At 45.7% G+C, this 13231-nt stretch carries 10 protein-coding genes and 1 pseudogene; 3 read left to right on the top strand and 8 right to left on the bottom strand.

The genetic code is table 11. The annotated features are described in order from the left end of the window. Positions 1–19: 19 nt before the first annotated feature. Entirely contained in the window at positions 20–541 is a 522-nt protein-coding gene (purE, locus tag BLU98_RS05055; protein WP_092722664.1) for a 5-(carboxyamino)imidazole ribonucleotide mutase, read from the bottom strand. Positions 542–589: 48 nt separating this feature from the next. After that, complete coding sequence (mgtE, locus tag BLU98_RS05050; RefSeq protein ID WP_092722662.1) at positions 590–1963, bottom strand: magnesium transporter; 1374 nt, start codon at positions 1961–1963, stop codon at positions 590–592. A gap of 174 nt (positions 1964–2137) precedes the next feature. On the opposite strand from mgtE, the gene BLU98_RS17715 reads away from it, so the two are divergent. Then, the gene (locus tag BLU98_RS17715) at positions 2138–2584 is read left to right on the top strand and encodes a DUF6600 domain-containing protein (RefSeq protein ID WP_257574714.1); all 447 of its coding nucleotides are present in this window, start codon (positions 2138–2140) and stop codon (positions 2582–2584) included. Positions 2585–2630: 46 nt separating this feature from the next. Here the strand turns inward: BLU98_RS17715 and BLU98_RS18025 are convergent. After that, positions 2631–2831, bottom strand: a pseudogene (locus tag BLU98_RS18025) (hypothetical protein); the annotation flags it as partial. 174 nt (positions 2832–3005) lie between these two features. On the opposite strand from BLU98_RS18025, the gene BLU98_RS05040 reads away from it, so the two are divergent. Further along, positions 3006–4109: a DUF6600 domain-containing protein gene (locus tag BLU98_RS05040; RefSeq protein ID WP_139173838.1), complete on the top strand. Its 1104-nt coding sequence runs from the start codon at positions 3006–3008 to the stop codon at positions 4107–4109. A gap of 1 nt (position 4110) precedes the next feature. Here the strand turns inward: BLU98_RS05040 and BLU98_RS05035 are convergent, their stop codons facing one another. The 5 genes from BLU98_RS05035 to BLU98_RS05015 all read right to left on the bottom strand — a co-directional run bounded on the left by BLU98_RS05035 (position 4111) and on the right by BLU98_RS05015 (position 11077). Then, the gene (locus BLU98_RS05035; protein WP_092722655.1) at positions 4111–5217 is read right to left on the bottom strand and encodes a DUF2911 domain-containing protein; all 1107 of its coding nucleotides are present in this window, start codon (positions 5215–5217) and stop codon (positions 4111–4113) included. 89 nt (positions 5218–5306) lie between these two features. Then, a complete protein-coding gene (locus BLU98_RS05030; protein WP_092722653.1) occupies positions 5307–6734 on the bottom strand; it encodes an alpha-L-fucosidase in 1428 nt (475 codons plus the stop codon). 88 nt (positions 6735–6822) lie between these two features. After that, positions 6823–7542 (bottom strand): pyridoxine 5'-phosphate synthase, encoded by a 720-nt coding sequence (locus tag BLU98_RS05025; RefSeq protein WP_092722651.1) that lies wholly within the window; start codon positions 7540–7542, stop codon positions 6823–6825. A gap of 17 nt (positions 7543–7559) precedes the next feature. After that, on the bottom strand, positions 7560–8294 hold the full coding sequence (locus tag BLU98_RS05020; protein ID WP_092722649.1) for a GLPGLI family protein: 735 nt from the start codon (positions 8292–8294) through the stop codon (positions 7560–7562). 11 nt (positions 8295–8305) lie between these two features. Next, a complete protein-coding gene (locus BLU98_RS05015; protein WP_092722646.1) occupies positions 8306–11077 on the bottom strand; it encodes an outer membrane beta-barrel protein in 2772 nt (923 codons plus the stop codon). Between the two features lie 136 nt (positions 11078–11213). Here BLU98_RS05015 and glgB point away from each other — a divergent pair, with 136 nt between their 5' ends. Beyond that, positions 11214–13202, top strand: a complete 1989-nt coding sequence (gene glgB / locus BLU98_RS05010) for a 1,4-alpha-glucan branching protein GlgB (RefSeq protein WP_092722644.1) — start codon at positions 11214–11216, stop codon at positions 13200–13202. Positions 13203–13231 lie beyond the last annotated feature (29 nt).

Here is a 13231-nt window from a genome sequence, read left to right as displayed (position 1 = left end):
AGTTCTGCTTAGTGATCGATTACACGTCAAACTTGTTATTCCAATCGCTTTTGAGTTTTTTTACTTTGCCCGATACTTCATCGTTCATCTCGGCTTTATAGGTGTCCAACGCAGTAGCCACATCGCGGTTGGTGCTGCCGATGATCTGTGCGGCCAGGATACCGGCGTTTTTGGCTGCATTCAATGCTACGGTAGCAACAGGAACACCATTGGGCATTTGTAATATGGAAAGCACGGAATCCCATCCATCGATAGAGTTGGAAGATTTGATGGGAACGCCGATCACCGGTAAACTGGTGAGCGCTGCCACCATTCCCGGTAAGTGTGCGGCACCTCCTGCGCCGGCAATGATCACGTGTAGGCCTCGCTCCCTGGCAACAGTAGCATATTCCACCATACGCAGCGGCGTGCGATGAGCGGAAACGACTGTTAATTCAAAAGGAATATCAAATCGTTTGAGTACATCGGCGGCGGCCTGCATAATGTGCAGGTCGCTGTCGCTGCCCATGATAATGCCTACAAGAGGAGAAGGTGTTGTCATATTGCTGTTGATAACGAATGCAAGATACTCGATTTTACGGTATGCTTTTTACAGCAATGTGCCATGCATGATAAGGAATGCTACGCTGAAATAAATGATCAGTCCAGTTACGTCTACCAAAGTAGCGACAAACGGAGCCGAAGATGCAGCAGGATCGGCGCCCACCTTTTTCAATGCAAGAGGCAACATAGAGCCAGCCAGGGTTCCCCACAAAACCACGCCCAGTAAGGCGAAGGCAACGGTGGTGGCGATCAGCAGCCAGTGCAGACCATAATCATGAATATGAAGATTCTGCCACAAAAAGATGCGCAGGAAACCCACGATGCCGAGGATGATACCCAGTGTGAAACCGGATATGATCTCTTTCCGCATCACATACCACCAACTACTGAATGTTACTTCACCAAGTGCCATGGCCCTGATGATGATGGATGATGCCTGGGAACCGGAATTACCGCCGCTGGAAATGATCAGGGGAATGAAGAGTGATAACACAACAGCCCTGCTGATCTCTCCTTCAAAATGCCCCATTGCAGTAGCGGTCAGCATTTCTCCCAGGAACAGGATGATCAGCCATCCCGCTCTTTTTTTGATGAGGTTTACAAAAGAGATCTGTGTATAAGGTTCGTCGAGTGCTTCAGAACCACCTATCTTCTGTATCTCTCTTGTATTCTCCGTTTCTGCTAAACGCAATACATCGTCGATCGTTACAATGCCAATGAGTACGCCCTTTTCATCGGTTACGGGCAATGCAAAGCGGTTGTTCTTCTGGAATATTTCAATAACATCTTTTTGCCGGTCGGTAACTACCAGGTTCAGGAATTTATTATCCATCACCTCGCTCACTTTTTTGCCGGTATCGACAAATAAAAATTCACGTATCCGGATGTCATCGATCAACACACCATTGTCATCTATCACATAGATCACATTTACGGTCTCGGAATTCTGACCATGTAATTTGATGAAATCAAACACTTGTTGTACCGTCCAGTCTTTTTTCACCGCTACATAATGCGGCGTCATGAGCCTGCCTACGGTTCCTTCTTTATAACCCAGCAATTGCAGGGTACTGCTTCTTTCTTCGGGGCTCAGCAGTTTGATGAGCTCATTCACAATGAGGCTGGGAAGTCCCTCGAGGAAAGCGGTACGGTCGTCGTCGGGTATCGCATTGAGCAGGCGCGCCGCTTTTTCGTGGTGCATGCCCCGGATCAGGTCCTGCCTGGTTTTGAAGCTGAGTACTTTGAAGGCTTTGATAGCAGTATATTCATTCAATGCCTCGAATACTTTTACCTGGTCCTGGTCTTGCAGTTTGTTCAGTATGGATAAGATTTCCCCGAATTTTGTGTGCTCCAGCTCTTTCTTTAACTGTGCATCATTGCTGTTGCGGATGCAGGATCTGACCGTGTTGAAATGGTTCATAAGCCCAGTTTTACGACATAAATTAACGGGAAAGTTAACATCATAAGACAATTGGCATGCCAGTTTATGGGGGCTGGCATGGGCTTTGGGGATTGCTTAACAATTGCATAATAAACCTTTCCTGCCGGCTGTTGTCAGTAAAGAAGAGCAAGCACAAATTTTAAATCGTATGTTATGAAAACGATGACCCTGGCAATGATTTTTGGAATGGCGGCACTCAGTTCTTGCGGACCGTCTATTCAATCTACCGATGTTGATTACCATGTTTCGGCTTCGGTTGGATATGGCACATTTTACGACGCCCTCAGCCCTTATGGCCGTTGGTTCGATTACCCTGGCTACGGACGTGTATGGACACCCAGTGTGGAAATAGGGTTCAGTCCCTATGCTACCAATGGCCGCTGGGTATATAGTGCAGACGGATGGGTGTGGGCTTCGGGCTATAGTTGGGGATGGGCCCCCTTCCACTACGGACGTTGGCTTTATGATGGTCCTTATGGATGGATATGGGTTCCGGGCAGCGAATGGGCGCCTGCCTGGGTAACCTGGGGCAGCTGCAATGGTTATTATGGATGGTCTCCGATGATGCCGCATGGCGGGGTATCTGTTTCAGCCTATTGAGCAGGCGCGCCGCTTTTTCGTGGTGCATGCCCCGGATCAGGTCCTGCCTGGTTTTGAAGCTGAGTACTTTGAAGGCTTTGATAGCAGTATATTCATTCAATGCCTCGAATACTTTTACCTGGTCCTGGTCTTGCAGTTTGTTCAGTATGGATAAGATTTCCCCGAATTTTGTGTGCTCCAGCTCTTTCTTTAACTGTGCATCATTGCTGTTGCGGATGCAGGATCTGACCGTGTTGAAATGGTTCATAAGCCCAGTTTTACGACATAAATTAACGGGAAAGTTAACATCATAAGACAATTGGCATGCCAGTTTATGGGGGCTGGCATGGGCTTTGGGGATTGCTTAACAATTGCATAATAAACCTTTCCTGCCGGCTGTTGTCAGTAAAGAAGAGCAAGCACAAATTTTAAATCGTATGTTATGAAAACGATGACCCTGGCAATGATTTTTGGAATGGCGGCACTCAGTTCTTGCGGACCGTCTATTCAATCTACCGATGTTGATTACCATGTTTCGGCTTCGGTTGGATATGGCACATTTTACGACGCCCTCAGCCCTTATGGCCGTTGGTTCGATTACCCTGGCTACGGACGTGTATGGACACCCAGTGTGGAAATAGGGTTCAGTCCCTATGCTACCAATGGCCGCTGGGTATATAGTGCAGACGGATGGGTGTGGGCTTCGGGCTATAGTTGGGGATGGGCCCCCTTCCACTACGGACGTTGGCTTTATGATGGTCCTTATGGATGGATATGGGTTCCGGGCAGCGAATGGGCGCCTGCCTGGGTAACCTGGGGCAGCTGCAATGGTTATTATGGATGGTCTCCGATGATGCCGCATGGCGGGGTATCTGTTTCAGCCTACTGGAATTTCGTTCCGTCTCAGCATATCAACCAGGTTAATGTGAATAATTACATCGTTCACAACAATACTACTGTAGTAAATAACCTGACCAAAAATGTAACCATCATCAACAATAATAATTATTATGCTGGCGGAGATAATAGGCAGGTATCAGGAAGAGCAGTATATAACCGTGGACCGGAAGTACATGAAGTAGAGAAAGCAACCGGACAGCGTATTAATCCTATTGTTGTGCAAACAACTGGAAAGCCGGGTCAGCAGCTGAACAACAGACGCCTGGCCATTTACAGGCCGGTGATCAGGGAAGATGTTTCCAAGCAGCAGCCGGTAACCAATCAACCTGTACAGAATAAACAGGTAGCGCCGGCCCAGCCACAGCAAAACAATCCTGTGTCATCAATGCCACAACAGGAGAGAAGAGTAGACCCGGCTCCTCAGCAGGACAGAAGGATATACGATCCCCAGTCCCGGGAACAGGGAAAAAGATATTATCCGGTACCTCCGGCTTCCCGGCAGCAGGATAACAGAAGATATGCGCCAGCACAGTCTCCTCAACAGGACAGAAGGTATAATAGAATGCCGCAACCCGTACCATCGGGTAACGGGCAGGGTCGCGGCAATGAAAACGATACAAGAAAAAGCAGGAAAAAAGAGGACTGATTTAGTTATTGATGTCTTTCCCTTTTTTTAATGATTCTATTCCATTCTCTACCATGCTTTTATTGGCGCCCGGAGGAGCCAGCGGCAGTGCCTTGCCGGCATACTCCAGGGCCTTGCTGAAGTCGCCCGATGCAGAATAACCACGAACCAATCCCCAGGTGGTCATGAATTGATCGGGATTCTTCTCATAATTCATCCGGAACACTTCCAGTGCTTCTTTATTTTTCTTTTGTACCAGTAACTGGCGGGCATATTGATGTACTTGCCCCATATTCCCCATCGGTAATGCTTCTTTCATGATGGCATTGGCCTCGGCATTCCTGTTCAACTTATCCAGCACGGCGGCTTTGGTTGAAAGTGTAGCAAAGTTCCGGTCACCAAGTACCTGCGGATTGATGGATGTATCGGCCCATGCCAAAGCCTCTTCCAGGTTGGTATTGTGATCAACGCACCATTGAGCGGCCGTTTGCCATGGTTGCCAGATGAAGCCTTTCTCCGTACGTAATTCCTTTCTGAATGAAGCGAGTTGGGTTTTGACCAGGTCTACCTGTACTGTAAAAGGGATGACCAGCTTTTCCCATTTCAGGTTAACGACAGCACTGTTATCTGTTTCGTTGCTGAACTCATAAGCCAACCATTCTGTTGATTCGTTATTGGCTACAGGCTTCACTTTAACGCGCAAAACATCTTTGGATGGATCGTAATAAAAACTGCCCCATGAACTGTTGTCCTGCGAAAAGATCAATGTACAGGCGTCGGGTGCGTAAGCCACAAAGAACCCGTATTTGCCGGCTGCAAGGGGTTGTCCTTCAATACTAACATCCGTGCTGAATTCAATGGTGGTAGACTCATTGGCGCCGGCACGCCAGGGAGCTTCTTTGGTATTGCCAAACCCCTGATCAGTAAAACCTGCAGGTACCAGTTGCCCCCATATTTTTCCTTCGCGGCCTTTTACATGTGGCCGGTCATAATGAATGGTAACATCGGTAATGCCGATTCTTTCACCTACCATGGCTTTTTTGTTTCCACCGTTAGGTGGCATGATAAGCGGTTGGGATTGTGCTACTGAAGCGCTCAATAGTAATATCCCCAAGCATAAAGATTTCATACAGTATAGTTTTAAGAAGACTAAACTATATAACCCTTATGCAGGCAGGAATCTAAAAATGACCAATGCTCAATAAACCGTTTGAGTGGTTACCTGCTGATGGCATAAGCGGCAATACTCCTTAGTACAGGAGCGGCTTTTGCTTCCTGCACTGTTATCCGGATACGGTCGGTTTCTTTTCCTTCGAATGAGGCAATTTTTTTACGGCCGATGGTGGTGCCGGTAAACACTTTTTCGTATTGCCCGTTTTGATATAATTCAATGGTAAAAGCCGCTACCCGCTGCCCGTAGCGGATCATTTCTTCCAATACCAGTGTATTCACCAATGTTTTATTGGGAAGCCTGAATTCCAGTTGCGCATCATCGACCCGATGAGCTATCCAGTAAGTTTGGATATTGTGATCGGTGAGATGTTTCAATTGCTTTTCATCACCGGCATTGGTGCTAATAGAAGCACCTTCCAGCAGATCGTGTTGAAAAGCCTGATTGCGTAATTGAAGGAATCCCATGAGTGATGCAGAATCGGCATCAGCGATCTTTCCGCGTGTATCGGGTGGCACATTCAGCAACAGGTTGCCGCCATTACCAACGGATTTAAGGTAGATGTTGAAAAGTGTCTGAGGCGATTTTACTTTGCTATCTTCTGAAGCGCGGTAAAACCATCCTGGTCTGATAGAGACATCGGCTTCGGCTGGTATCCAGTTTTTACCATTTCTGTTTCCCTGGTTCAGTGTGTCATTGGGTGGAGCGCCGTGACCTCTTTTAAAACCGGCTGTGTCCAGCAGGCTCCAGTTGGTATTGCCAATGATGCCTCTTTCATTGCCTATCCAGCGTACACTCGGGCCAATATCGCTGAATACAATCAACTGTGGTTGCCATTTAAAAACAGAATCCTGGAATCTTTTGAAATCGTATACCTGTTTTTTGCCATTGGGGCCTTCACCATTGGCGCCATCCCACCAGAGTTCAAAGTATTTGCCATAACCAGTGAGCAATTCTTTCATGGTAGAAAGATAAACATCGTTGTATGCAGCCGTACCATAAGCAGGATGGTTGCGATCCCAGGGGGAGATGTAAACGCCCATTTCAATGCCTTCCTGCTTACAGGCAGCGGCCAGTTCTTTGATCACATCGCCCTTGCCATTGCGCCATTTACTTTCCCGAACGGTATGTGTGCTGAATTTACTGGGCCATAAACAAAAACCATCGTGGTGTTTGGCGGTGATGATGATGCCTTTGGCGCCGGCCTTTTTGGCGATCCTTGCCCATTGCACGCAGTCAAGATCGGTGGGGTTGAAAACATTGGGGTCTTCTTTGCCATCTCCCCATTCTTTATCGGTAAAAGTATTCGGACCGAAATGCATGAACAGGTAAAATTCTTTTTCCTGCCATTTCAATTGTTTTTCTGTGGGGACAGGTAATACCGGCTGGATATGTTGTGCGTGAAGCTGGGTTGTTTGTAAGGTCAGACCCACTAACAGGCATGCTGCAACGAATGGTTTGATGCGATTGGTCATGATTATTATTTGCAATGGTGCAAACAATAATAACCATTTTTTGATAGTGATTTACAATGCAACAGCAATTATTTTTGGCAAACGATTGTCAGGCCAGTTGCCGTTTGTACAATTGTACCGTATTCTCAAATCCCAGGTAAATGGCATCGCAAACAAGCGCATGGCCGATGCTTACTTCGTCAAGAAAAGGGATATGCTGTTTGAAGTATTTTAAATTGGTCAGGTCGAGGTCGTGCCCCGCATTAAGACCCAGCTTCAGTTCTTTGGCGCGGTTGGCTGCATGTACATAAGGCGTAACAGCTTCGAGTGAATTGCCCGAAGCAAAAGCGCTGGCATAGCCTTCTGTATACAGTTCTACGCGATCGGTGCCGGTGAGTGCGGCGCCTTCTATCATTTCTACTACCGGGTCTACAAAAATGGAAACACGAATGCCGGCCTTTTTGAATACACCAATGATGTCGATGAGATAATCTTTGTGTTTGATGGTGTCCCATCCATGATCGCTGGTAAGTTGCCCAAGTGCATCGGGAACCAGCGTTACCTGGTGCGGTTTGGTTTCCAGTACCAGGTCAATAAATTTCTGTTCGGTAGGGTTGCCTTCGATGTTGAATTCGGTGGTGATGATCTCCCGGATATCACGCACATCCTGGTAACGGATATGACGTTCATCGGGCCGTGGGTGCACGGTCACACCATCGGCGCCGAATTGTTGGGCATTGATGGCGGCCCTTAATACATCGGGGTTATTGCCACCGCGGCTATTGCGCAAAGTGGCAAATTTGTTGATGTTCACACTCAGCTTCGTCATACCACAAAGATACCGAACTAAAGCATGAAATTAAATAGCTCACGCCGCCCCCATTTGCCCCAATCGCCCATGGCTTTCTGCAAAGTGGTCAGGAAGTTTTTATAATCTGTTTTTTTCAACTTACCAGGTGCAGGCGGTACCAGCTTATCGGCCTTGGGTGTTTCCAGTTCCAGTTTGGTTGCCATAATAGTAATGTTCAACCTGGGGACGGCAATGCCCAGGATCATGCCGGGAAGATTGGTGAAACAAAGCGGGCCACCACTAACAGGAATCTGATCGGTATAAAATGCGACCACATACACCGAGTCCATGATAATGCCCGCAGCTTTCCTGCATTCGAACCCTGCAATATCGCGGGTTTCATTGAATATGCGCCAGTTGATCTTGCGGATGGAATCGGCGAGCAGGAATTTTTCGTCATATACTTTCTGTTTTTTCTGGAAAGTGCCGTGCTCCAGGTCGCAATAGATGATATCGTCTATTGCTCTGTCTTCACCAAAGAAAGGAACTTTTACATCTGAGTCTTTCCCTTTCTCATACAATGTTTTTCCGTCTTTAAAATACAGATTGAAATAACTGGTCTGGAACTTGGGTATCTTGTCTTTGAAGTTATCGAGAAAGGTTTCACCTTCTATTTCTTTATAGACGTTCAGTTTCTTTTCAAATTCTATTTTTCCCGATTGAATGAACTGGGTTTGTGCATGCACGTGGAGGGTAGCAAAGACAAGTATCAGTAATAATATCTTTTTCATGTTGTCGTTGATTAGTTGTCTGAAGATTTTCTGTTCTTGTTGAATTTCCATCTCAGCGATAACAAGGCATAACGTTGTACCGTGGTATAGGTGTTTTGCGATATGAAATTGCTGGTAATACTTGGTTGGAATCCGACTCTCTGGTTGAGGATGTCATTGATGGATGCAATAAGAGAAATGTCTTTTTTCGGTATGATCTTTCTCTCAATGGAAGCGTTCCACACGAACGTATGGATTCCGTTATCACCAGGAGATAGTTTCTGCCGGTAGGTGGCGTCTATATCGGTAGCGAATATCCAGTTTTTGATCATGAAATAATGGAAGTTTAAACCGAAGTTTTGGGTCCAATATTTAGTGATGATACTTGTGCTGAAGGATGATGTAGACTGGTTATACCCCGGTCCATAGGAGAGATTTAAATCGAATTTCTTTTCGGAATACCGGCCAATATTTATTTCCGGTGAAATAGTGAAATTCCTGGTGGTATTTTCAAGCCCATTGATGAAACTCTTGTACTGGCCACCATTCATACGTGGCGAGAAATTAATAGAGAGTTTCATGAATTTGATTTCCTTGCCAATATTAATTCCTAAATAATAGTTGTAATTGCCGTCTACATTGACCGCCTGGTTGGTCCTTTTACCTTGCTTATCTACAATACTTTTATTACTGAAAGCATTTTGGTTGATATTAATGCCACCCCAAAGATTGATATTTCGCTTGGAAATGACTTTATAATGGTACATGTAGAAATTAAAATTGTGATTGAATGCCGGTTTAAGATCGGGGTTGCCAATGGTGATATTCAAAGGATCGATATTATTTAAAATAGGTTGCAGTTGAGAGAGAGATGGCTGCTGTGTGTTTCCATTGTAACCAAGGTTGAAGACACCTGTTTGGGCAAATCGCCAACTGAAATTAGCAGAAGGAAAATAATTGACAAAATTGCGTGCATAAGAAGAATCTTTGTACAGGTTGGTTTGTTTCATTGAAAGCTCCTGCAAACCTAAACCAGCCCGCAATGTGATCTTTTTATAAATGTAGTTCCAGCTGATGCCTCCGCGGTGAGAATAGTAATCGTATTTGAAATGGTTACTGTAAAGCAGGTTCAGTGAGTCATATTTACCATTGCCTCTTTCATAAGAACGCGCGTCTTGTTCACTGTTACTGCTGTTGAATGTATAATTCAGATTGATAGAAGTCCTTTTAGTTAACGGTTCAACATAAGTCACCATTGCCTGGGAAGTAGTAATAATACTGGCATTGCGTTTGCGTTGGTCGATCAGCTGTGTGGAGTCGACCAGCCCGTTGGTATAATACTGGGTCTTGTTATACAGGTATCCATCTGAATTGTCGGTGATCTTGCCCATGCCGGCACTGATGGTTACTGAACGGGTACCGGCCTTATTCAGTTTACGTTTGAGAAATACATCTGCTTTGAGGTCGTTTTTATCGCCATTGGAATAGTGGTGACGAAAACTGTTGTTGATAAGGGCCTGATGGCTGTTCAGGTACTCGCTGGAACGGGTGGCATCCTGATCGTTTTTACTCCAACTGCCTCTTGCATTGATGGTGAGGGTAGTAGCGGAATCGAGATTCAACTCATTCTTGGTGCTGATGCGATTTCGCATGCGGCTTCCCCTCATGTGTTCATCCTGGTTATTGTAATACAATGAGTCTGGCAAAATATAGGTAGAGCGTGTATAGCTGTCGCCCGAAAGAAATTGATGGTTATACCCATAATTGTTGGCAGTATTGCTTTTCAACTTGCCGAACTTATTGTTGTACATGAAACTCATTTGCTGGCTTTCTGGAATACCCTTGGCATTCCAGGTGTTGAATTCGTCGCCTTCATTGTTAATCATGATTCCGCCGCCATCCATCATCTGCATATTCAGACTTCCAAAATCCTGTTGTTCTTCCCAGCTCATGTGGTTATTGCCTGTTCTGTCGGCAGTCAGGTAAGCTCCCATTTTTTTAGTACTGGTAAACCAGTTGGCCGTAATTTTCGATTGATAATATTGTTTGAAATCACTACCAGCTTCCGCTTTACCGAAATATCCTTTCTTGGCATCTTCCTTCATCACTAAATTGATGGCTTTCTGCTTCTGTCCGTCATCAATACCTGTGAGGGCCGCCTGATCGCTCTTCTTATCAAATACCTGCACCTGCGCCACATCTTTTTTATTCAGGTTCTGTGTAGCCATAGTAGGGTCATCACCAAAAAACTCATCCCCATCCACATATACTTTCTGCACTTTTTGTCCCTGTGCAGTGATCTCACCTTTGCTGTTCACAGAAATGCCCGGTAATATTTTCAACAGGTCTTCCACCGTAGCATCGGGCCGCATCTTGAAACTATCAGCCATGTAAATGGTGGTATCCCCCTTGATACGGATAGGAGCAATGGTTTGCCTTACAATTACTTCCTGCAACAGGTGCGCCTTGGTGTTGAGCGGGATCAATCCGAAATCATAAGGGGTTTGTCCGTTCAATGATAAAGTGTCGATCATTTCAACATAGCCAGGATAAGTGACCATCACTACAAAGAGCCCTGCAGGCATGCCTTTCAACTCAAAATGCCCCTTGTTATCAGCCCGGGCAAATCCCACCAGGGTAGAGTCTTTCGAATGCAGCAAACTGATCACCGCGTGTTCCAGGTTTTGCTTGGATACCGTATCGGCAATCCTTCCTTTCACTACAGATTGTTGTGCATAAGAAACAGAAAAAAAACAAGTAAAAAGTAATAAGGGTAAAAGCGTCAGTTTTTTCATATTTTTCATAGCAGATTGTAATGTGAGATGCAACGCAGTGCAAAATCCATAAATATGTTATAAAACTAAAAAAATAGTTGTTAATTAATGTTAAAAAATTTCATAATTTAACAATGACTTGATATACGGTCAAATGAGCTGATGAATGCAGTTGATAAGAAAACCTATTCACCCGAAAGTTGGAAAGCAGATGAAAAAAAAATACGAAGACATCCATTTTGTTGAGACGGAACAACCCGTGTGGAATTATTCATTGTTTACCGATGAAGACATCCGTAATTTCCAACAGGGCACCCATTACCGGCTCTATGAACTGTTCGGCAACAAGCAGTTGACAGTATTGGATACACCCGGCACTTATTTTGCCGTATGGGCGCCCAACGCCACCTATATAAGTGTTACAGGGTATTTCAATCAATGGAATAAGGAATCACATCCTTTGAAAGTACGCCTCGACCATTCCGGTATCTGGGAAGGATTCATTCCCCATCTGAAACAGGGAGAAGCTTATAAGTATCATATACATGGATTCAAAGGCGTTCGGCTGGATAAGGCTGATCCCTTCGCGCATTTTGCCGAACTGCGTCCCTATACAGCCTCCATCACCTGGCAAACCCACTACGAATGGTCAGACACCCAATGGATGAAAGACCGCAAAAAGAACAATGCTTTAACGGCGCCATTTTCTGTATACGAAGTGCACCTGGGCAGTTGGATGCGACCCGATAAATACAATGAAGATTCTTACAACAGCTATCAGCAGTTGATAGAAAGATTGGTGCCTTATGTGCAGGAAATGGGCTTTACCCATATCGAACTCATGCCCGTGATGGAATATCCGTACGATGGTAGCTGGGGCTACCAGGGAACGGGATATTTTGCGCCCACTTCGCGCTTCGGATCGCCGCAGGATTTTGCTGCGCTGGTCGATGCTTTTCACCAAGCTGGTATTGGTGTGATACTGGATTGGGTGCCTTCTCATTTTCCTTACGATGCGCATGGACTATTCATGTTCGACGGGACCCATACTTATGAGTATGCCGATATGCGCAAGGGATACCATCCCGACTGGAACTCCTATATATTCAATTACAAAAGGGGAGAAGTAAAATCTTTTCTCATCAGCAGCGCGCGCTTCTGGTGCGATCGTTTCCATGTGGATGGATTGCGCGTAGATGCGGTAAGCTCTATGCTGCGGCTCGAATACAGCAGGGATGAAGGACAGTGGGAACCCAATGAGTTCGGTGGAAATGGTAACCTGGAAGCCATCGCTTTCATCAAAGACCTGAATGAAACCCTCTATCGCGATTTTCCCGATGTGCAAACCATTGCAGAAGAAGCCACTGACTGGCCCAAGATCAGCCGGCCTACTTATGAAGATGGCCTTGGCTTTGGTATGAAATGGATGATGGGGTGGATGCACGACACACTTGACTACTTCAAGATGGACCCGGTGTTCAGGCAGTTCCACCAGGATAAGTTTTCGTTCAGCATGATGTATTTCTATGACGAACATTTCATGCTGCCATTGAGTCACGATGAAGTGGTGCACGGCAAGAGCCCGATGATATATAAGATGCCGGGCGATGAATGGCAGAAGTTTGCCAACCTGCGGTTACTCTATACTTATATGTATACACATCCCGGCGCCAAACTGTTGTTCATGGGGAACGAGTTTGCCGCTACCAGCGAATGGAATCATAAAACAGAACTGCAGTGGGACCTGCTGCAATTTGTGAGCCACAGTGGTATGAAATATTGCGTACAAAAACTGAATGAATTGTATCGTTCAGAACCGGCACTCTACGAAAAACAGTTCGAGCCCGGTGGTTTTGAATGGATCGATCTCCAGCATCGCAGCGAATCGGTGATGGTGTATAAACGCAAAGGAAAGAAACCCGAAGACGATGTGCTGGTATTACTGAATGTGACACCCATCGTGCGGCATAATTGGGAAGTATATGTACACGATAAAAAATCCTGGAAAGAAATATTCAATAGCAATGACCAGGCTTTCTGGGGAACGGGTGATGTGTATAACCCTGAGATAAAGACCGAACTGGTTGATAAACCCAGCGCCTGCTATAAATTGACGCTGAACTTACCTCCTTTGGGTGCCATCGTGCTTAAATAATACCGGCCCATCTGTAACATATTTTCAGC

The sequence above is a fragment of the Hydrobacter penzbergensis genome, from assembly GCF_900106985.1.
GTDB classification, from domain to species: Bacteria; Bacteroidota; Bacteroidia; order Chitinophagales; family Chitinophagaceae; genus Sediminibacterium; species Sediminibacterium magnilacihabitans.
The sequence above is the reverse complement of the archived record's forward strand: the minus strand, read 5'-3'. Positions and strand labels throughout refer to the sequence as shown.

Excerpts from the sequence above, each read along its gene's own strand:
- BLU98_RS05015 (WP_092722646.1), bottom strand. The coding sequence starts at position 11,077 with ATGAAAAATATGAAAAAACTGACGCTTTTACCCTTATTACTTTTTACT.
- BLU98_RS17715 (WP_257574714.1), top strand. The coding sequence starts at position 2,138 with ATGAAAACGATGACCCTGGCAATGATTTTTGGAATGGCGGCACTCAGT.
- BLU98_RS05035 (WP_092722655.1), bottom strand. The coding sequence starts at position 5,217 with ATGAAATCTTTATGCTTGGGGATATTACTATTGAGCGCTTCAGTAGCA.
- BLU98_RS05030 (WP_092722653.1), bottom strand. The coding sequence starts at position 6,734 with ATGACCAATCGCATCAAACCATTCGTTGCAGCATGCCTGTTAGTGGGT.
- purE (WP_092722664.1), bottom strand. The coding sequence starts at position 541 with ATGACAACACCTTCTCCTCTTGTAGGCATTATCATGGGCAGCGACAGC.
- BLU98_RS05040 (WP_139173838.1), top strand. The coding sequence starts at position 3,006 with ATGAAAACGATGACCCTGGCAATGATTTTTGGAATGGCGGCACTCAGT.
- mgtE (WP_092722662.1), bottom strand. The coding sequence starts at position 1,963 with ATGAACCATTTCAACACGGTCAGATCCTGCATCCGCAACAGCAATGAT.
- BLU98_RS05025 (WP_092722651.1), bottom strand. The coding sequence starts at position 7,542 with ATGACGAAGCTGAGTGTGAACATCAACAAATTTGCCACTTTGCGCAAT.
- BLU98_RS05020 (WP_092722649.1), bottom strand. The coding sequence starts at position 8,294 with ATGAAAAAGATATTATTACTGATACTTGTCTTTGCTACCCTCCACGTG.
- glgB (WP_092722644.1), top strand. The coding sequence starts at position 11,214 with ATGCAGTTGATAAGAAAACCTATTCACCCGAAAGTTGGAAAGCAGATG.